The sequence below is a fragment of the Thalassotalea algicola genome, from assembly GCF_012932965.1.
Lineage (GTDB): Bacteria > Pseudomonadota > Gammaproteobacteria > Enterobacterales > Alteromonadaceae > Thalassotalea_F > Thalassotalea_F algicola.
In genome coordinates this window covers 114,722-133,970 of record NZ_JABBXH010000001.1, presented here as the reverse complement: position 1 = coordinate 133,970, position 19,249 = coordinate 114,722, and the positions used below count along the sequence as shown (strand labels likewise).

Here is a 19,249-nt window from a genome sequence, read left to right as displayed (position 1 = left end):
CGTGGGCAATGAACGTCAGCCATGCGTTAGACGTCCATGCCTTTAACTTCTTGTTCTGTTTATCTACTTTCTTAACTTCGGTGGTCATCAGGTAAGTCATTGCATATAGCACAACTGATGTTTTTTCGATAATTATAAATGCGCCTAATTGCGAAGATAGCTACTGATATTAATGACCACAAAATACCGAACGCTAGTGAATCAACTACGCTACTACCTTTTAAGTATTGAACACCCGCTAACATAATAAAAATTATAGGCACTGCTATCGCATATTGAAAAATCCATTTGTTAATTGGCATATTCTTTCCTGAAAACTCCTAGCTAATAGTAAGCATAGTTCCCTAATAATCGGTTGATTAATAGTAGGCTAAAAAGTATAGCGAAGCGAAACTAAGCCAAACATTAGCAACGAAAGAGCAAAAGCCAATTACAACGCATTCGCACCTTCATGCGTTGCTACGTGGCTAACCGTTCAAAGCTAGAAGTAGGTGTAGCTTGATGAAACCTAACTTGCCAGTTACCTAATTCTTTTTGCCAAATCGAGGTACGAATTGAATGACGACTCAATTTACCTTGCGCATCCAAACGTGCTTCTTTGTACATAACTTGCACTATATTTTCTGCAAGCTCAATGAATTGATATTCTTGAGACCAAACAATGTATGTTGGCTTAGCTTCATTTAATAAGGATTCTAAAATATCCGATTTGGCATATACTGTACCTGAATAACCTATTTCGATAAATGAAGTATGAATGAGTTGGTCAATACGAGAAAAGTTTGAACGCGTTTCAAATTGATGCAGTTCAACTTCTAGTGTTCTTAGTTGTTCCATTGACACTCCATTGTAAATATCACCATAGCTTTTTCCATGGATCGTGACTTGTAATTACCCATACATGAGACTCGATATCCTCACATATGAAGGTTTCACCGCCGAACTCAAATTTTTCTAATTCTTGAATGATTTTTACACCAGCAGCAAGGGCTCTATCATAAATTACGGCTGGATTGTTAACGACGATAGAAGTGCATTGTGTAACACCTTGAACAATTTGTGGCGCTTTAAATTTAGTTTCAAATTCACCATTACGATCTAAAGACGCAAGCATTATCATATTAGAACCTAATACTAGTCTTGCATGCTCAACGTTATTGTTGTTTCCAGGAACTTCTAAAAAAATTTCAAAACCAATGATTTCACAAAACCATGACATCGCTTTTTTAGCATTCTTGTACCTGATGATTGGAATCGTCGTCGAATTCATTATTTAAACACCTGTGCCGGTTTCTTACTACTCTTGTTCATAGTTAAGTGTTAGCGTTTATTGTGGCTGTCACTTTTGCAACTCAATATGCTAATTGTTGTGGCTAATTTTTGTAAAGCCACGGTTGGGACAAAATGTGTAATTGTTATCCATATTTTTACGTTCACCTTTACCAATTACCCATCGAAACGTAAGGCAATGGTCAGGGCCATTAAGCTCAATAATTTCAATTTTTGTCGGTCTCCGTGATTCATAGACACGTACTTCACCTTGCTGCCAGTAACCAAGCGGAAATTTACTGCCAAGGCCACTATAAGTTCTGGCACCCCATTGTTTTCGCTTATCGTAAATCCTTACTAGCCCATCCCTTGAATTATTAATGGTAAAAAAAGACTCTACCTTTCCCATTCGTCGGGTGCTAAATGTTCTTAAATAATAAGGTATTTCATTGCTAGCCCATTCAATTTTGGTGTCATTTTTTTCTGTTTTAAAAGGGCCTGTGACATAATATTTATCGCATCGCTTGCCACTGGATGATGCACACGCAATAGTAGACACTTCTTTGAATGTTAATTGATGTTCCCCATCCCATTTTGCTCCTGTAAAAAGCTCTACAGGAATATACCTTTGCTTTGTTTTGCTGTTATAAGCGTTATCCCAAACGGTTTTTCCATCACCGGCAAATGCGCTGCTGCTGAAGAGTATTATGGATAAAAAACGAATTAACAAAAACTTCAAATATTGGTTCATGTCCGAAAATCCCTAGTAACATAACGCCTTGTTTGACAATTTGTTAAGGTTGTTTAAATTTATTCCACTTCACTACCATGTCACCTACTGTAGATATAACTAAATACGGAATACAGTTTAGTAAAAGGTAAATAATGAAGTTTATGCCAATATTGATGACACCAAAGTCGGCATGTGAATTAGTAGATTCAAAATACATGTAGATTGACACTAATAAAACACCAACAAATAAAGATATGTAAGCAAACTTTGCTGGTAGATTCTTAGCAATACAAAAAATTTTGGTTAGCGCTGCGATAGTGCCGGGTAAAAACAGAAGGATTATTGACAACGTCATGCGATACCTCTTTAACTCTAACCGCCAGATAATAGCTCGCTAAAATGGGAAGCGAAATTGAGTAAATTGTTAGCTGTAATACTTAATTGCCCAATTAGGCGACCTTACACCAATGCATACACTACAGCTATAACCATAAGAATGGCGAATACTACACGAATTATTCTTGCTTGTTTGGGATTCGAAAATATTGGCCGTAATAGGCCGCCAAACATTAACCAAAGCGTATCAACTAAAGCAGCCACCATTAGACAAGTAAAGCCAGTAACAATGTAACCAATAGTAGAGTCAGAAAAAGACAACAAGAACTGGGAAAAAATAGCTAAAAATGCAGCGTAAGCTTTGGGGTTAAGTAAATTAAGAATAAAGCCATCTTTGAAGTTGGGAGCAATGTTAGTTTTATGAGAATCAATAACAGGCGCTGAAGCAATTTTAAATGCGATATATAAAATGTAAGCCCCGCCAATAACTTGGCATATAACACGAAAACTTGGAAATTGAGAAAATAACGCAGCCAATCCAGCGGTGGCACCAACAATTGCAACACTAAGCCCTACTAATATTCCAGCTAAAAACGGAATACCTTTTTTAATACCAAATGTCGCCCCCGTTGCCGCCAATGCTAACGGTGCTGGCCCAGGTGAACCAAGTAAAAGAGCCGTAGCTGAGATTAATACAATAAATGATTCTACCAATGGTTAATTCCTTTTAAATACATCGAAATGAGAGGTCGCTTAATGGCCACTAAGCGGCTGATAATCGTTTGTTAACATGTGTATTGTAATCGAGCCAACTGCTACAAATTCAACTTCAAGGCTTTGCTATAAGTGCAATTACACCAACATACCGGTTATTAAAAATGCGGGCAATTAAAATATTAAGGCAAGTGGTGTAACGCAATAAGCGTACTGTGTTGTCGAAGGTAATTTAACTCATATAATTTGTATGGTATAATGTATACAATTAAGTTTGAGCTAGAGGAAATATGATGGTAACAAATAGTACGGATTGGCGAAATACGGTGATGCCGGCCGTGTTTACATGGCTTAAAGAGTCAGAAGCCGGTGCCCTTGAAATTGATTTTGAAGCAACACAAAAATATGCCGAAGGTATTTTAAAGGTTCAAGGAAAAGGCGGAACCCAAATGGGGGGGCTAGTCGGCTCTGGTACGCTAGGTGAGAATAGCTACCTAAGCGCTGAGCAGCGTCTTTCTTTACTTAAAGCGCTTTCTGATGTTGCTAAAAAATACAATGTTCCACTAATCAGTGGAGCTGCGGCAGAAACGAAAGAAGAATTGGCGGAAATTGTTAAAGAACTAGCAACGGTTGGCGTGGATACAGTAATGGTGATGCCACCCAAAACGAAAGAAGCTCCTTCTGAAGAAGAAATGTATGCGTACTATGCACTTTCTGCAACAGCTGCAAAAGAAGCAGGCATAACTATAATGCCTTATAACAACCCTGATGCAGCCGGGTATCATGCACTTTCAACTGATATTCTTAGAAAGCTTACTGCGCTACCAGAAGTTACTGCGCTTAAGATATCGACGACAGATGTTTCAGTTATTGAAACCCTGATGCTAGAAAACAAAGATTCAAAAATTTTGGCAGGTGTTGACACGGTAACTGTACATGCCGGACTTGCGGGCGCATGTGGTGGAATTACAGGGGTAGGGTGCATATTCCCAAAAGCCAGTGTGACTATGCAGGAGTATGTTAATAATGGAGAGTGGGCAGAGGCAAACAAAATCTCTCAAGCGATGAATTCCATATCATACCTTGACGCTCAGCCGTTGCTTTTAGAATATCTTAAGTTTGCTTTTGGCGTTCATCACAATGATGCCGCAGGAGGGCTTCGCACCTTTGGTAAAAAATTAACGCAAGCGCAAATTGATGATGTTCGCGCAAGATATATGCTAGCAAAAGAAAGGCTTGAACTACTGGGTTTAGACGACTAATCCGTCAAATTGTTCGAAAAGGGAAGGCACTGTTTTTACAGGGCTTTCCTTTTTTTTGTCTTTGGATTAGCAGCAAATTAACACATGGAGCGTGTCCACTAAAACGGGGGAAGACTATTGTCCCGCTTGAACGACTTGTTATGTGTTTTATTAGCTGGCTTGAATTATATCCGTGTAGTCAAAAATACTACCTTTAATTGGTAATGATATTTCATTACTTATTGATGATTTTGCTCCATCATACTCTTTCGGCATGACAGTCTTAATAGTAAATACTCTTGCTTCTTGGTTGCGAATATTTTTACCTGTTTCCATAACTACAGGTATAAAAAGATCATTTATCAAAACATATCCTTCATTTTTTACTTTTTGAGATTTGATGCTTTTACTCCATAATGCGCAACAAGATAATATAAGTTTTTTGCAAATACTATCTAAAAAACTACGCAATTGAGTAGAGTTTTTTAACTCGACATGACTTCTCATAATTAGCCTAACAAGTGCGTGTTTGGATAGATGTAAATAAAAGAATTTGTCTCGCTGGCCTTCAGGAGTATCAATAATTAGATCAAAACCGACCGTGTCATATTCAAGTCCACTTAAACTGCCTGTATTCTTTCCTGAAAGAGACCATTCCCCATATATAACTTCACATTTTGCACTTTCTTGGTAGCGCTGTTCGATAAATGATAACTGATTAATTCGCTTGGATAATTTAACTAGCTCTCTACTTTGTTTTTTTCTCTTATAATTCCCTAGTTGAGAGAATTCATGATTATCTCCAGAATGTTTAAACCCTCGCATTATACGATTCACTAATCCTTCAGCTTGGCTTTTATCAATCAAACTCAAATTAAGCTCCTTATTTGAGAAACACATAACGCCCAATTAACAGGCAAAAAATAGTTGGCTAAAATAAGTGAACGTAGTGAACAAAAAGCCAACTGTTTTTTGTGATCTTGTCCCGCTTGAACAGCTTGTTATATTTTTTTACACACCGTAATTTCGTTAGTTTCACTATTAATTTGAACCCAACGATTTTCATTTATGGACTTAGTAATAGTTGACGCTGTGTAAGCTAACATAGCTTTTCTCAGGCTTTCTTCTGCACCTGTAAGAAAACCGGTCTCATCTTTAATTATTGCTATTTCGATTGATTCTATCTGCTCTTTAACTGTAAGAGACTCTACTTGAAAAGTACCTACAGTAGTAGATTCTAAAATGGATTCGACTCCATCTTTTTGTATAAATGTAACCTTACCATTATGCGTAAAGCTCATGTCTTGAGTACGATATTCGACAATACTAATGAGTGCCATTTCACCATTTGCTTCAGGTGAGCAATCCCACTTACCATTTATTTTCCATAGGTCATTTTCGAACGCAAAACTATTAAGACTAAATAACATAAATAAAACTAGAATTTTGCGCATACGTTTCCTAAAAATATAATGCTAAGCTAAGCGGAAAAATACAGTTTGGCTAAACTGCGCGAAACGCGAGCCAACTGTAATTTTTCCGTTTAAGCGCCTTGTTATATTTTTTTTGCTGTAATTTGAATTTTGTAGACAGCAACACCTTCAGTACCTACTTCTATAGTTGCTGGCTCGTCAAGCTTAACCATTAACTTAGGCTCTTGAAACTTATTGTAAGCACCATTTTCATATTTATGCATGACAGAAGTTAAAGTTACGATATCGTCATTTAATGTAGGAGTTACATCAAATTTAATTACTTCGTCAGCTGTAACGGTATGCATTTTACCATCTTCTGTTTTTACAACTTGAGACTTAACAAGTTGATTGTTTAGAAACAGATTTAAATCTAACTCTAAAGTTTCAGCAACTGATGTGGCAAAGGCTGCCAAAGATAAAACTAAAATTCCTAATTTTTTCATTTCATTTTCCTTAATGGTTGATATGCACCAAGTGGTACGATTAAAAAATATAGCGCCCCAATAAGGGGCTGATAAATGCTTGGCTAAACTTGTGTAGCGGAGCGAAACTGAGCCAAGCTTTAGCAGTCCCGCGCTTAATTGGCTTGTTATGTACCAATTGTCTCAATAGTCTGACCACAGTGAATACAAACAACTTGCCCCTTGAACCAATGGAAAGCTACCTCAGTTCCATTTTCACAAGGTGAATTCTTATGAATATGCTTTGACCAAGAGAACATTAACAGTTTACGGCAACTAGGACATCTAACTGCGAGAGCCAATCCATAATGCAGAAAGCATAGGGCAACACCTGAAAACAACAACATAATAGCGATCGTATCTATAGCCTCAACATCGGTAAAGTAAGCAATAGGAAGGAATATAAACACTGCTATTAGAAGGCAGGCTGCTCCAGCGAAAGCCGCTATTGAACAATACTTTCCTAGTTTAGGTGCCTTCATCACAAGTTCATCCTTGGTACATAACGCCCAAATAAGGGGCTAAAAATTGTTTGCTAAAATGTTGAGGAACGAAAACAGCTAACTGTTTTTAGTCCTGCTTGATTGCCTTGTTAGTAAGATATTTAGCACCAATTCCAATAGGGTCTACCTCAACTTGTGACGTAAACCTTGGGTCAGCTAAATTTACAGTACCAATTTTAATAAATTCTGAGACTATTGAATAAGCATCTTCAAGCGACGATTCTGCTAAGTTATTTTCGTTACAATAAATTAATACAGTATCAGAGTTTATTGATGAAAAAAGTAACTGATTAAACTTAGTTTTATCTAGGCTATCGTTATCATCAAATACTGAAACCCAATCACCACTTGGTCCAAGATGGCGACAAGATAATTTATGCATTAATGTGATGATTTCTCGATTATTCATTTATCTTACTAACGCCCGCATAAGGTGCTAAAAAATAGTTGGCTAAACTTTAGCGAGGAACGAGCGACAAGCCAACTATTTTGTGTCCCGTTACTTAATGCGCTTGTTATGTGTTCAATGACCACGTATATGGTCTTAGATCAGAAAGCTTTTTCTTTGTGACTAATTCATTATCTAATAATGATTGCAGTATTCGTCTAGTGTAGTTTGGATGAATTCCCAGATTTTGACTAATTTCAGTTGCTGTTGCCGACCTTTCACTAAGAAAACCTAAAATTTGTTCCTTTCGAGAATTATTAGTACTTTCGTCAATCGAATTATTCAAACTATTCTTTGCGTTATCGATTTCTTCCTTTGTAAGCCTTTCTCCTGATTTATTAATCTCAGAAAAGATTGCATCAAACTTCTGGCTCAGAGTTTCTTTCACTTGGTTTGCTTCTAAGTAGTGATCTTGATTTGCGTAATCGCCCGGAGCGTATAGAACCGTATTCTTAAAATATAAGACGGCAAAAAATAACAAAACGATGCCAGTTGGAAATGCCATTACAAAATATACGAATATTGACTGTATAGACTCTGGTAATTGAATTAGAGCAACTGTCGCCAATGCTTCAGCCAAACCGGCGAATATTGCGATAATAGTTAATGGGTTACTTACTTTCAATTTGCTTCCCTTCTCAAAGTATTAGACTGAACTTTATGAACACATAACGCCAAACTTTAAAATTCCTTGCTTGAGCGCCTTGTTATATTTTTTAACCACTTTGGTCTGAATAAATAAACACCGCCGAATGATATTAACATTATCAATAGCTGCATTAAAAATGTAGCCCCATTGAATCTATAAATAACAGATTGACTCGGGCTATTTGGATTTACATAAACATTAATTGTCTGTTTAGACACATATTTTTCGTTAGGGTCTGAAAAAAAGCGTACGAACCCAAAGGATTCTCTATCTGATAAAAACTCTTGCCCAAAATAGCTATATTTATAAGATACCTTCCTTTCATATGTGTCTTGTCTGCCTTGGCTATCATCGTGTCTAACAAAGTTAACACTAACCACTTGTGAAGGCGTTTCAACCCAGTCATAAGAATTCAAGTAACTATAAATTACATATATAGAATGTACGGCCCAGAAAAAACCGAAAGCTAGCATTAACAGAAAAAGTAAAAACTCGTATATTTTAGATAAAGTTCGCATAGCTCAAGAAAAAATATAACGCCCAACTAAGGGGCAAATTAATGCTTGGCTATAATTTGGAACGCAGTGACAAAAGCCAAGCTTTATTTGTCCCGCTTAAGTTACTTGTTAGGTGCTACTCTTCTCCACACTAAAAGCTAAATTTTCTAACATTAAAGATAAAGCCTTGCTTACAGCATTTAGTTCAAAATACCCGAAAATAACTCGTTCCTCGGCTTTTAGTAAAACCTGCTTAGTATTTGATGAATGAATCTCTAAATCAAAACCAACTTTAGCATAGTGTTTTGGATTAGCTTTTTGAGCAATAACAACCTTTGTAGCTCGCAAATCTGCAAAGAAATTACCTTTGATTCTAAATTTGGCTATTGAACCGTTATTGCTCAAAAACTTGTGACGTTTTGCTAGATTATCAATGAAATCATCATAGCTACTGTTCAATTCAAAATTAAGTTCTGCTTTAGCTTTTGGAGCAACTAAATTTAGAATTAATGACACCATGCTATAAGTACACCTAACGCCCCAATAAGGGGCTGATAATGCTTGGCTAAAATTGTGTAGCGAAGTGGAACTGAGCCAAGCTTTAGCAGTCCCATCACTTTATTGGCTTGTTATATGCTGATTACGCTTGTGCTTAAAATCACCATTACTGTATAATACTTAACCATTAGAGACCGCGGCCAATTCCATTGGTTATTCGCATCAAGGCCAATAGTAGCGCCTTACCTTAGATCTTCAGAGACAGATCCATAAACAGAGACTCCTGCCTTTAGTTGGCTTAACCTTTTTAACGAAGGAGCTGTCATGGATATTTATATTTCCATCGAATTAGCTTTTAGTGGCAGAGAATTATTAATTCTTGCAATGCTACTAATTAAGCTACGTCGTTCAAAAAAATAAAACATATATCTGTCGCGACTACTATAAATTATTCGCGGCAGAATTTTTACTGCACTACAAATGGCATATAACGCCCTACTAATGGGCTTTTTACAGCTTGCTATAATTTGAGCGTAAGCGAAACAGCAAGCTGTTAAAAGTCCCGCTTAAGTAGCTTGTTATATGCACTTTTATTATTAATCTGATAAAACATCTTTTTGCTCTTCAAGGCAATCTTGAATGTATTCTTTCATACTACTACAAAGTTCCAGATCTTCGATATCTGATGGCACAAACTCTTCTTCGTGATCTGCAAAGTAGATTGTTTCATCAAACTCTTTAACATTTATAAAGGTGAAATTTCCGAACCCGTCATGCCCAATAGCAAAAAAATGACTTGGCCAAGTATTGCCAAAGAATGAACACTCTCTTAGCTCAATATTTGTTTGAATTAACCACTCTTCATCGTTTACCAAGTTATCTTCAACAAAGTCTAAATTGTCGAGTGCTTTAAATGGGTAATTAGAAATAGCTGATTTATAGTATTCAGGGAGTGAAATAGATAACTTGCTTTCTATTATTTCAAAATCCAATTTAAAATTCCTTTTAAATGCTCAATAGTTGAACGGACTTCTGTGCATATAACGCCCGCATAAGGGGCTAAAAAATTGTTGGCTAAACTTTAGCGAGGAACGAGCAACAAGCCAACTGTTTTGTGTCCCGTTACTTGATGCGCTTGTTATGTTTTCTTTTGAAATCCAATACTTAATACTTCCAATTGGCCCAAATCACCAAAGTTAAATTTGTAATGATTATAACCTTCACCGTCATAAATAATATTCTGATTAATATGATCGCGTAACCAACCTGAGTTTTCGATCACGTAGCAAGAATTGACTTTCTCATTTTCTAGTAGATGGATACATTCTTGCCAGTTGAACGCAATGGTTTCACCGAAGTACACCTCAACTCTTTCGCCAATGTTATCTTCAAACTTTAGCGTCAATTCACCTCCACTTTTTTCAAATGTAGGATATTCGGAGTCTGTTAAAGAGAAATCGGCTTCGATCAAAGTTGCGTATTGCATGGCCACTCGTGAAAACATAACGCCCTAATAATGGGCAAAAAATTGTTTGCTAAAATGTTGAGGAACGAAAACAGCAAACTGTTTTTTGTCCTTATTAATTAGCTTGTTATAAAGCATGTTCACCCAAGTACGCATTAATGTCACGTAAAAAGTCTGTTGGTTTTGAAACGTCAGCACCTTCTGGGAAAACCAGCACTCCAGTATTTTCTAAAGCTATTGCAGCTTGGTAGCAAGCAACTGGATTCGTTTTTTGTGAATTTTTCATCACTTCGATATAGAGCTTCGAATTAGAGCTATCATAAGATTTGCCAAGAGCAAACAATGCGCTTGATAGGAGTTCAGTTTCAGAGGTTATATGTGACTTAATATAAGAGGTAAGCAGCTTTGCAACTTCCTCTACAGTTTTGTCAGATAAGCCGGAATCCTCCAACCTAGATTCAAAAAATGAATCAAGTTGACCTCTTTCTTTCTCAAATCTAAATGCCGAAGCTAGAATTAATTCACTATCCATATTGATGCTTTATAACAGCTTATTAGAAGGCAAATTGCCTTGTTTAAACAGTGCATTTTGCCTCCTTTCTACAAAATTATTAATACTTATTATGCACTAAGCCTATAAATTCTCTAGCTTAATTTTATTTTGCCTCCTTTCTCCGTTGTGGAAAGGGGGCAATTTGCCTTGTATCTTGCATTTTCCCTAATGACAACTAAGCTGTATAAATATACAGTATTTAATTGGAGGAATATAAATGTTTATGGACTATGTGAAGGAGCAATTAATTGCGAGAAATTATGCGTTAAGTACTGTGCACTCATATTGCTATTGGATAAAAGGCTTTATTATTTTCACTGGGAAAAAACACCCATCTAAATGTCATAATAGAGAAGTTGAGTGTTACTTAACTTATTTAGCAAATCAAATGAACGTTGCACCGAAAACACAGGCTATTGCTTTAAATGCATTGGTACTTATGTATAGAGAACTTTTAAACAAACCGCTTAGCATTTCTATGCAGTTTATGAAAAGTAAAACTCAACCTAAGTTGCCAGTAGTGATGACAAAAATTGAAGTGTCTAAGTTGCTGAATAATATAAATAATACGTATCTGCTTCCTTGCCAGTTAATGTATGGCAGTGGCCTTCGGCTAATGGAAGTGTTGCGGTTAAGGGTACAGGATATTGATTTTGATTATGCGGCTATTCAAGTGTGGAATGGTAAAGGCTCTAAGCATCGGCGCGTAACTGTGGCTCCAGAGCTATTTCGATCGTTAAAGCTACAAATTAGCGCGGCAAAAGTGTTATTTGAGCAAGACAGGCGAAACCCAAATTATAAAGGGGTTAGTTTGCCTTTTGCGCTTGCTAGGAAATATCCGGAAGCTAGTTTTGATTTTGGTTGGCACTTTCTCTTTCCATCTAGCAGGCTAAGCCTTGATCCAAAAGTAAAAGTACTTCGGCGACATCATATTGATCGCACATGTCTTAGAAAGGCAGTAAAAAAAGCAAAAGAAAAGGCGGCGATAGACAAACAAATCACATGCCATACCTTTAGGCATTGTTTTGCTACGCATTTATTGCTGCGCGGTGCTGATATTCGTACAGTGCAGGAACAATTAGGGCATAGCGATGTACGAACTACACAAATTTATACGCATGTTATTCAACATGGTGCAAATGGCGTGCGTAGTCCGTTGTCAGATTTAAACCACTAACTTGGTTTATGCAGGATTAAAGTTACCATGAAAACCCAACGGTAAATGGTAAGGCAGCCAAGCGCGGGCGATGGGTCCTGATGCTACGTTGCTAGCGTCAAAAATGTTCAGACATGTTCGTTTGCTGGGTACATGTAATGCGGTACCAATAACATAACCCGTGCCTTCAATGCCTTTAGGGCAAACGGGTATGTGCTCTTCAACTAAAAAATCGCGGCCAAACTCATACACAGCTTCTTTCCCTGTTTGGGTATCAATGCAGGCCACGCTATCGCTCCACAAGCTATCGGTTTTAGCTGATAAATGATAAAGGTAACGATTTTTAAGGCCTGTTAGGTGGTTGCAAATCCTTGGGAATTCGCTGTAGCTGTCAATACTGTATTGTTCGGTCGTGCCATTAGGTTTTAGCATGAAAAATGTCGTTTTGCTGCGGGCGTTAGCATTGCGCATTTTGCCGTGCATAACGCCACTTAAGTCATGCAACACTTGAATATCGTCATATAAACTGGCGTCAAAGCCAATAGTACCATCTTGCTCTATCCATGCGTTACCAAAATGAAATGCAAAGCCTGGTGGCAGTTCGTAGCGCTTTTGTAATGTAAGGGTATTTTTGTCTACCACCAATACTTGCATGGCTTGGTTTTTATCAAATTGGGTGCGAGCAAAATAGCCTTTAATATTATGGTTGGCCACTAATGAAGGCAAAATGAGCAGTATATGCTTTTCGGTAATGAGAAAGTCGTGCAACATTCCGCCTCGGTATTCGGCATTTACAATACCGACATTATTAATTTGTCCTTTAGGCGTTAAATGATATAGCACAATGTGGCCGCTACCATTTAAACCAAAGTTCCAAATATCGCCGTTTGGGTCAATTTTAGGATGAGCAGAAAACGGTAACCCTTTTAACGACTTCCCATATTTGCTGCCGTTGCCTAAATCGACATGTTGTTTAAAAGCCAGTGTTTCACCGTCAAGTTGGCTGGCAGAGCCAGCTTCCCATAATGCCCATAGGTCGTCACCTACCGGAATAATATTGGTGTTAGCGGTATTAACCATGTCGCTGCTAGACACCGGTAACGCATTGGTTATTTTGGTATCGGGGCCAGAATACAAAAATTTTCCAGCCGCTTGATCACGGGTAAACTTAGGCGTTTGAATAAATTTACCTTGGTGCTGAATTTGCCCGTTATTTATATCAAAACGCTGTATCATGCCATCACCTTCAAATAGGTGTTTATAACGAATTTCACCACGCTCGTGTTTGCCTGGGCCATTGCGATAGAAACAGCCAGTTAAATCTTTGGGTATTTGTCCTTCAATGGCTAAGGTTTGTCGTTCAAAGTTGGTATCAATATTGGCAAAGCCAATTAAACTTGGCTCGTTTGCCAATGCTTGGTTAAATTGTTGTTTAACATTAATAGCACTTGTTGCGCTTGCTTGTTTGGTTAAACTTTTTGCAATGCTGGTTACAGGCAAAGTGCTTGTTACGCTTAGTGCAGCCATAGATTTAAGTAAGTGACGTCGTTGCATGAAATAGCTCCCGCTTAGTCGTGTTAATTGGTAAAGCTAATTAGTAAATAACGCTTGTTGTGTTAACCACTTTTTCTTCATTTTCGGTAACTTGAAATTTAATCTCGTCATAGCTCACTGGGCCAAAATTGGGTTTGGCATTATTGGAAAAACCATAGCCTTCGGTAGGTAGGCCGAATAAGTTGGTTTCTAGTTGGCCATTGTTGTTTTCGTCATGAAAAAAGCGCAACGCGTATTCACCTGTTTCAATGTCGTTAAAGGTCACTGTCACTTTTTCGGCTTTTGCGCTAACGATAGTCGCCGCCGCAGGTTTACCTTGTTGGTAGTTTTCTTGTCCTTTAAACAGTTGCACATAGAGCTTAGTTTGACTGTCGCTAACATTTTGATTAATTCCCTGTATTTGGAAACTAATCTCTTTTGCTAATACTCTGTCGGCCATCGACGATAGAATTAAACTCAACACAATTATTTTAATTAACTGGCATTTTAGTGTTTGTGCTTTCATTTTTATGTCCTTTAAATCAGTTTATGTAATTGGCGGTTTGCCTTGCTTGCAACAAACGATAAAATAGTGAAAAGGTTACCAACAACCGACTTTACGTTAGTGGTAGCAAATTCTTCGTAAATTGAACTGAAAAGGGCGTTGTGCATTTGGCGAATCGTGAATTACCTCAAGAAAATCAAGCGGTAGAGCCGTTGTTTACTAAAAAGAAATTAAGTAATGATTTATTGGTAGCACTGGCTGTTGGCTGTTTTATTGGCTTTTTGGCGCCATTTGGTATGGATAGATTACCGGTATGGTTGTCTATTTCATATTGGGTATTTACCTGCATGGTTGGCTATTTTATTTTTACGCCAATGGTATATTTTGGCAATTTAACATTAGGAAATATCGTCACCACTCATTGGCATCGAGTCGCAGTTTCAGCACTGCTAGCCAGTGTGTTAATGAGCTTTGCCGTTCCGGTTATTACTTGGTTGTTTTTTTCACAACCTATTCAATTTTCTAAGCAGTTTTTCGCGGTATTTCCTAAAGCTGTCGTTATAGGTGGTGTAATCACCTTTATAAGTATGGTGCGCGACTATATCAAGGCTCAGCAGCAACAGTTGTCTGAATCGAGTGAGCAATTAGAAGCGCATCAACAACTGCTTACAACCACTGAAAAAGCAGGAGCTGATAAGATCATGCAGCAATTACCCGTGGAAAAACGCGGTGAATTATTGTGTTTAGAGATGTCGGATCATTACCTGAAAGTGTATACAGACAAAGGTCATCATTTAATTTTAATGCGCTTTAAAGACGCGTTGACCCAATTAACTGATTATCCAGGTTTGCAAACACATCGCTCTTGGTGGGTTGCAACAGAAGCGGTAACGTCAGTTACCAAGGAGAATCGAAAAGTTGTGTTGCAGCTAAGCAATGAAGTCTCTGTACCTGTTTCTAGAACATACCTTGAGGCGGTAAAAAATGCGGGGTTAACTTAGCGGCATTTCGTTAGCCATATCGGAAGCCATAATCAACGTCATATTTTCGCCACTTTTAATCATTAGATTGCCTTTTTCCTGCCCATTAAATCCCTAATTGTTTTGCTTCAATTGTCCATACCGCATGGAGATTGGAGCAACTCGTGATTAATACTAAGAAAAATCTACAATTATTGGACTATCAAGGTTCATATTTTTACCAAAAACAACGGCAAAAAAAGCGAAAAATAAAACTACTTGTTGTTATTTTATTGTTGCTATTTGTCGCTTTACCACTATTTCTAGTTAACAAGGTTAACGCTGAGTCTAGCGTAAAACATGTTGGAAATAACCCTTATCAACATGGACCTCAGCTATCGTTTAATCACCCCAATCCGGAAATGCGTATGGCAGTTCCTGTCGATATGGAGGCAAATGTCGAAATAAATGGCTTAATCGCCTATACCGAGCTTAAGCAAGTGTTTTTAAATCCACACTCGTTAAGCTTGGAAGGAAGGTATCAATTTCCTTTGCCTGAAAACGCCGCTGTAAATTATTTAAAGGTCGAAATCGGTGACAGGGTAATTGAAGGAAAAATCATGGAGAAAAAGGCGGCAAAAGTCGCGTACCAAAAAGCGAAAAGGGCGGGTAAAAAGGCAAGCCTGGTTCAACAACAACGACCAAACTTATTTACCAATAATATCGCAAATATTCCAGCAAACTCTGCGGTCGTGGTAACAATAAAATTCATTACCCCTATTAGTTATGAACAAGGGAAATTTGGTTTGAATTTGCCACTGGCGATGACCCAACGTTATGTGCCGACAAGTTACCAAAAATCGCCTGCAGAACTAGATACAGAATTGCTACCACCATTGGCTAAAGCGCTAGCAAAAAGCCAAGCGTCTATTAATATAAATCTTAACGCTGGTTTACCAATCACCTTAGTGAGTAGTGACAGCCATGCAATCAAAACAAGTGCCCTCGATTCATCAAATAGCCAATTTTTAATTCGTTTAGATAAACAACAAGCGATAGCCGATCGTAGCTTTGTTTTAAATTGGCAACTAAGCGACAGTCACTTACCTCAAGTCGCTAATTTCACTGAGCAAGTGAATAATGATTACTACACGCTATTAACGTTATTTCCGCCCCAATCTACCGACAATAGTGTTCGTCACAATGAATTGGCTCGCGACATTATTTTCGTTATTGATACATCGGGCTCAATGCAAGGGCAATCAATCGCTCAAGCCAAAGCCAGTTTAAAACAAGCGCTCCAATTGTTAACGAGCAAAGATAGCTTCAATGTCATCGCTTTTGATAGTGCAAGTGAACAATTATTTAGTCAAACCGAAATGGTATCCGATGCCAGTATCAATCGCGCAAAACACTTTATTGAACGCTTAACGGCTGATGGCGGCACTGAAATGTATCGACCGTTAAGTCAAGCTCTGATGATGTCGACAGCTAGCGACCAAGTTGAAAAGGCAATTAGGCAAATTGTATTTATTACCGACGGGGCAGTGGCAAATGAATTTGAATTGATGAAATTACTTAACAATGGCAAAGGGAATTACCGCCTGTTTACCGTCGGCATTGGTGCTGCACCCAATGGCTACTTTATGAAGAAAGCGGCACAGTTTGGCCGTGGTAGTTATGTGTTCATTCAAGACACCAGACAAGTAAAAGAGGCTATTGCACTATTAATGGATAGAATAAGCCAGCCTGCAGTGACGAATGTTCAGTTGATGTTTGATAAGCAGGTGCACGACCAACTCGATATTTATCCTAAGCAGATACCCGATTTATATCATGGTAAGCCATTGCAAGTCGTAGTGAAGTCGAAAATTCCGATTAATAGCGTGCAAGTACTCGGTGATATGGCAAATGTAGCTTGGTACCGCCAATTGATTATCGATGAAAATAACACAGCAAATTCTGTTTCAACCCTGTGGGCTCGTCAGAAAATAGAAGATTTGATGGATAGTTTGGTCGCAGGTGCAGAGCCCAAATTAGTAAAAGAGCAGGTGATTAACACCTCTATCGCTCATCAAATTATCTCGCCCTATACCAGCTTTATCGCATTGGAGCAGGCACCTGCAACAAGGTCTTTATTTGCTGCGAATAATGCATCGAAAAGCAAGATGGCGCAAATAAGCGAGAGCTTGTCTGTAGCTATGCCAAAAACAGCACTTGGTTGGCAACAACAGTTATTAATTAGCATATTGGTGTTATTGATTAGTCGGCTAGTTATTGTTTATTTGGGGCGAAAGCATGGTTAAACATGTGATGTTCGCTACATCGATGCTGGCTTTGGTTTTTGCCATACATGCGCTATGGATCCCGGCTAAAGCTTGGTTATCTCAGCAATTAATTCACCATAGCTGGCAACAATTTCAATTAACTGGTAAGCCGTTAAAACCTTGGCCGTGGGCAGACACCCACGCCATCGCAGCACTTAGTTTTGAACGTATTCAAAAAGACATGGTGGTGCTAAACGGCGGCGATGCAACCTCGCTTGCTTTTTCTGCCAGTGCTGTTGCACCGTTTAATCGACCCAACATTTCACTTCCGTTTGTTGTTGCTGGCCATCGTGATAGCCACTTTTCTTTTCTGTCGGAGGTGTATATGGAAGACATTATTTCATTAACTGACAAAGATGGCCGAGGCCAACTCTACATTGTTGAAGCAATAGACATTGTTGATGCAAGTACAAACGAGCAGTTAACCGTTGAGGAAGAAAGCTTAGTGTTAATCACTTGCTATCCGTTTAATGACGCTGGTGGAGAGAGTGAACAACGCTATGTAATAAAAGCGCGGCGATTAACGTGAAAAGTAGGCTATATTTAAAAGAATGACTTTGTTACTGTGAAGTTACTAATAGTTAACAAAAGGCCAACTTCGATATATGGCAAATCGATTAAATTTAGATGGTGAAGACTTACAAAACCAATTAGTGGCAATGCGCTCTGTGCTTGACCATATTGGTGCTTACGTCTTTATAAAAGATTTAGCGGGCAATTATACTTATGCTAATGAACTGGTTTGCCAACTATTTAATCAGCCATTGGAAAAAATTATTGGCTTGGATGATAGTCACTTTTTTTCTTTAGAACACTCAGATGACATAAAACGTAATGATAGAAAAGTGCTCGATCTTGGTGAGACGATTGAAGCAGAAGAACGCAATATAATTGCTGAGACTGGTGAAGCACTTTATTTTATGACAGTGAAAAAACCACTTAGGAACGATGCTGGCGAGATTGTCGGTATGTTTGGTGTTTCAACAGACATTACTGAACGCAAAGAAATGGAGATTAAACTGCAAAATAGTAATGCAATGCTTGATTCTATTTTGTCGAATATTGATGCGTTTGTTTATAAGAAAGATCGAGACTTTCGTTTTCAATATATAAACAGTAAAACAGCGGAAATATTTGGTTTATCAGAAGAGGAAATTTTGGGGCAAAGTCATTCTGAGCTGTTTCCGGAGAGTAGCCAAGACTTTACGAAAATGGACGAAGAAGTCTTTTCGACACAACAAAAGCAAGTCGGTGAAGAGCACTTTATTACGCCTACAGGCGAGAAACGTTACTATTGGTCGACCAAAATCCCTCTGTTTGACGAAAATGGAGAAATGACCAGCTATATCGGGTTCTCGACTGATGTAACTGAGCTTTCAGAATTAAAGTTAGAATTAGAAAAGCAAGTTCAAGAAGAGATTGCTAATCGGCTTCAGCAAGAAGAGCGTGCAGTAACAGATCACTTAACAGGGCTCTATAATCGCTTTAAATTATCAGAAGAAATTAATGTAGAGTTAAGACGTACTAATCGTTATCACAAAGAGTTTTGCGTGATTATTCTCGATGCTGACAACTTCAAAGAAGTGAACGACCAGTTGGGACATAATGCTGGTGATAAGGTATTAAAGCAAATAGCCGACGTTATTCTAAAGAGTATTAGGAAAACGGATATCGCAGCACGTTGGGGTGGAGAAGAGTTTCTAATACTTTGCCCTGAAACGGATCTTGAAGGCGGGGTTAAACTTGCTAATAAAATACAATCTGAAATAGCGGCAACAACCTTTCCGACTAACCGTATCCAAACAGTAAGCGCTGGCGTCTCACAGTATCAAGTTAATGACAATGTTTTCGATATTGTCGAACGTGCAGACAAAGCGTTATATAAAGCGAAAAACGCTGGTCGAAATCAGGTGTGTTATTAATCTCG

The 19,249-nt window shown here is 38.1% G+C and carries 24 protein-coding genes; 6 read left to right on the top strand and 18 right to left on the bottom strand.

What is annotated here, in order from left to right; translation table 11 throughout:
• Positions 1 to 71 precede the first annotated feature (71 nt).
• The 6 genes from HII17_RS00580 to HII17_RS00555 form a co-directional block, all read right to left on the bottom strand.
• A complete protein-coding gene (locus HII17_RS00580; protein ID WP_169073390.1) occupies positions 72 to 302 on the bottom strand; it encodes a hypothetical protein in 231 nt (76 codons plus the stop codon).
• Between the two features lie 157 nt (positions 303 to 459).
• Positions 460 to 837, bottom strand: a complete 378-nt coding sequence (locus HII17_RS00575; protein WP_169073389.1) for a nuclear transport factor 2 family protein — start codon at positions 835 to 837, stop codon at positions 460 to 462.
• A 19-nt stretch (positions 838 to 856) separates the two neighbouring features.
• On the bottom strand, positions 857 to 1,270 hold the full coding sequence (locus HII17_RS18990; protein ID WP_169073388.1) for a VOC family protein: 414 nt from the start codon (positions 1,268 to 1,270) through the stop codon (positions 857 to 859).
• 90 nt (positions 1,271 to 1,360) lie between these two features.
• Complete coding sequence (locus tag HII17_RS00565) at positions 1,361 to 2,020, bottom strand: hypothetical protein (protein WP_169073387.1); 660 nt, start codon at positions 2,018 to 2,020, stop codon at positions 1,361 to 1,363.
• Between the two features lie 43 nt (positions 2,021 to 2,063).
• Positions 2,064 to 2,357: a hypothetical protein gene (locus HII17_RS00560; RefSeq protein ID WP_169073386.1), complete on the bottom strand. Its 294-nt coding sequence runs from the start codon at positions 2,355 to 2,357 to the stop codon at positions 2,064 to 2,066.
• 104 nt (positions 2,358 to 2,461) lie between these two features.
• On the bottom strand, positions 2,462 to 3,052 hold the full coding sequence (locus tag HII17_RS00555) for a LysE family translocator (RefSeq protein ID WP_169073385.1): 591 nt from the start codon (positions 3,050 to 3,052) through the stop codon (positions 2,462 to 2,464).
• Between the two features lie 293 nt (positions 3,053 to 3,345).
• On the opposite strand from HII17_RS00555, the gene HII17_RS00550 reads away from it, so the two are divergent.
• Entirely contained in the window at positions 3,346 to 4,314 is a 969-nt protein-coding gene (locus HII17_RS00550; RefSeq protein ID WP_169074113.1) for a dihydrodipicolinate synthase family protein, read from the top strand.
• Between the two features lie 150 nt (positions 4,315 to 4,464).
• On the opposite strand, the gene HII17_RS00545 is transcribed toward HII17_RS00550, so the two are convergent.
• The 10 genes from HII17_RS00545 to HII17_RS00500 form a co-directional block, all read right to left on the bottom strand.
• Positions 4,465 to 5,166: a hypothetical protein gene (locus tag HII17_RS00545; RefSeq protein ID WP_169073384.1), complete on the bottom strand. Its 702-nt coding sequence runs from the start codon at positions 5,164 to 5,166 to the stop codon at positions 4,465 to 4,467.
• Between the two features lie 128 nt (positions 5,167 to 5,294).
• A complete protein-coding gene (locus tag HII17_RS00540) occupies positions 5,295 to 5,747 on the bottom strand; it encodes a hypothetical protein (RefSeq protein WP_169073383.1) in 453 nt (150 codons plus the stop codon).
• Positions 5,748 to 5,848: 101 nt separating this feature from the next.
• The gene (locus tag HII17_RS00535) at positions 5,849 to 6,211 is read right to left on the bottom strand and encodes a hypothetical protein (protein WP_169073382.1); all 363 of its coding nucleotides are present in this window, start codon (positions 6,209 to 6,211) and stop codon (positions 5,849 to 5,851) included.
• 588 nt (positions 6,212 to 6,799) lie between these two features.
• Positions 6,800 to 7,141, bottom strand: coding sequence for a hypothetical protein (locus HII17_RS00530; RefSeq protein WP_169073381.1), 342 nt, complete (start codon positions 7,139 to 7,141; stop codon positions 6,800 to 6,802).
• Between the two features lie 106 nt (positions 7,142 to 7,247).
• A complete protein-coding gene (locus tag HII17_RS00525) occupies positions 7,248 to 7,805 on the bottom strand; it encodes a winged helix-turn-helix domain-containing protein (protein ID WP_169073380.1) in 558 nt (185 codons plus the stop codon).
• A gap of 56 nt (positions 7,806 to 7,861) precedes the next feature.
• Complete coding sequence (locus HII17_RS19365; RefSeq protein ID WP_456243349.1) at positions 7,862 to 8,302, bottom strand: DUF3592 domain-containing protein; 441 nt, start codon at positions 8,300 to 8,302, stop codon at positions 7,862 to 7,864.
• Positions 8,303 to 8,455: 153 nt separating this feature from the next.
• The gene (locus HII17_RS00515) at positions 8,456 to 8,845 is read right to left on the bottom strand and encodes a hypothetical protein (protein WP_169073378.1); all 390 of its coding nucleotides are present in this window, start codon (positions 8,843 to 8,845) and stop codon (positions 8,456 to 8,458) included.
• A 575-nt stretch (positions 8,846 to 9,420) separates the two neighbouring features.
• Positions 9,421 to 9,816, bottom strand: a complete 396-nt coding sequence (locus HII17_RS00510; RefSeq protein ID WP_169073377.1) for an SMI1/KNR4 family protein — start codon at positions 9,814 to 9,816, stop codon at positions 9,421 to 9,423.
• A gap of 146 nt (positions 9,817 to 9,962) precedes the next feature.
• Positions 9,963 to 10,310, bottom strand: coding sequence for a hypothetical protein (locus HII17_RS00505; RefSeq protein ID WP_169073376.1), 348 nt, complete (start codon positions 10,308 to 10,310; stop codon positions 9,963 to 9,965).
• Positions 10,311 to 10,416: 106 nt separating this feature from the next.
• Positions 10,417 to 10,821, bottom strand: coding sequence for a hypothetical protein (locus HII17_RS00500; protein WP_169073375.1), 405 nt, complete (start codon positions 10,819 to 10,821; stop codon positions 10,417 to 10,419).
• A gap of 238 nt (positions 10,822 to 11,059) precedes the next feature.
• On the opposite strand from HII17_RS00500, the gene HII17_RS00495 reads away from it, so the two are divergent.
• A complete protein-coding gene (locus HII17_RS00495; RefSeq protein ID WP_169073374.1) occupies positions 11,060 to 12,019 on the top strand; it encodes an integron integrase in 960 nt (319 codons plus the stop codon).
• A 6-nt stretch (positions 12,020 to 12,025) separates the two neighbouring features.
• On the opposite strand, the gene HII17_RS00490 is transcribed toward HII17_RS00495, so the two are convergent.
• A complete protein-coding gene (locus HII17_RS00490; RefSeq protein ID WP_169073373.1) occupies positions 12,026 to 13,552 on the bottom strand; it encodes a carotenoid oxygenase family protein in 1,527 nt (508 codons plus the stop codon).
• Positions 13,553 to 13,592: 40 nt separating this feature from the next.
• Complete coding sequence (locus HII17_RS00485) at positions 13,593 to 14,057, bottom strand: DUF2141 domain-containing protein (RefSeq protein WP_211185202.1); 465 nt, start codon at positions 14,055 to 14,057, stop codon at positions 13,593 to 13,595.
• A 146-nt stretch (positions 14,058 to 14,203) separates the two neighbouring features.
• Between HII17_RS00485 and HII17_RS00480 the strand changes: the two genes are divergently transcribed.
• The 4 genes from HII17_RS00480 (at position 14,204) to HII17_RS00465 (ending at position 19,244) form a co-directional block, all read left to right on the top strand.
• Positions 14,204 to 15,037, top strand: coding sequence for a LytTR family DNA-binding domain-containing protein (locus HII17_RS00480; protein ID WP_169073372.1), 834 nt, complete (start codon positions 14,204 to 14,206; stop codon positions 15,035 to 15,037).
• Positions 15,038 to 15,180: 143 nt separating this feature from the next.
• On the top strand, positions 15,181 to 17,301 hold the full coding sequence (locus tag HII17_RS00475) for a marine proteobacterial sortase target protein (RefSeq protein WP_169073371.1): 2,121 nt from the start codon (positions 15,181 to 15,183) through the stop codon (positions 17,299 to 17,301).
• Positions 17,294 to 17,851 carry a class GN sortase gene (locus HII17_RS00470; protein WP_169073370.1) on the top strand — a complete coding sequence of 186 codons (558 nt, stop codon included), beginning with the start codon at positions 17,294 to 17,296 and terminating at the stop codon, positions 17,849 to 17,851. Before HII17_RS00475 ends, HII17_RS00470 begins: the two co-directional genes overlap by 8 nt.
• 76 nt (positions 17,852 to 17,927) lie before the next feature.
• Positions 17,928 to 19,244 carry a sensor domain-containing diguanylate cyclase gene (locus HII17_RS00465; RefSeq protein ID WP_169073369.1) on the top strand — a complete coding sequence of 439 codons (1,317 nt, stop codon included), beginning with the start codon at positions 17,928 to 17,930 and terminating at the stop codon, positions 19,242 to 19,244.
• Positions 19,245 to 19,249: the final 5 nt, after the last annotated feature.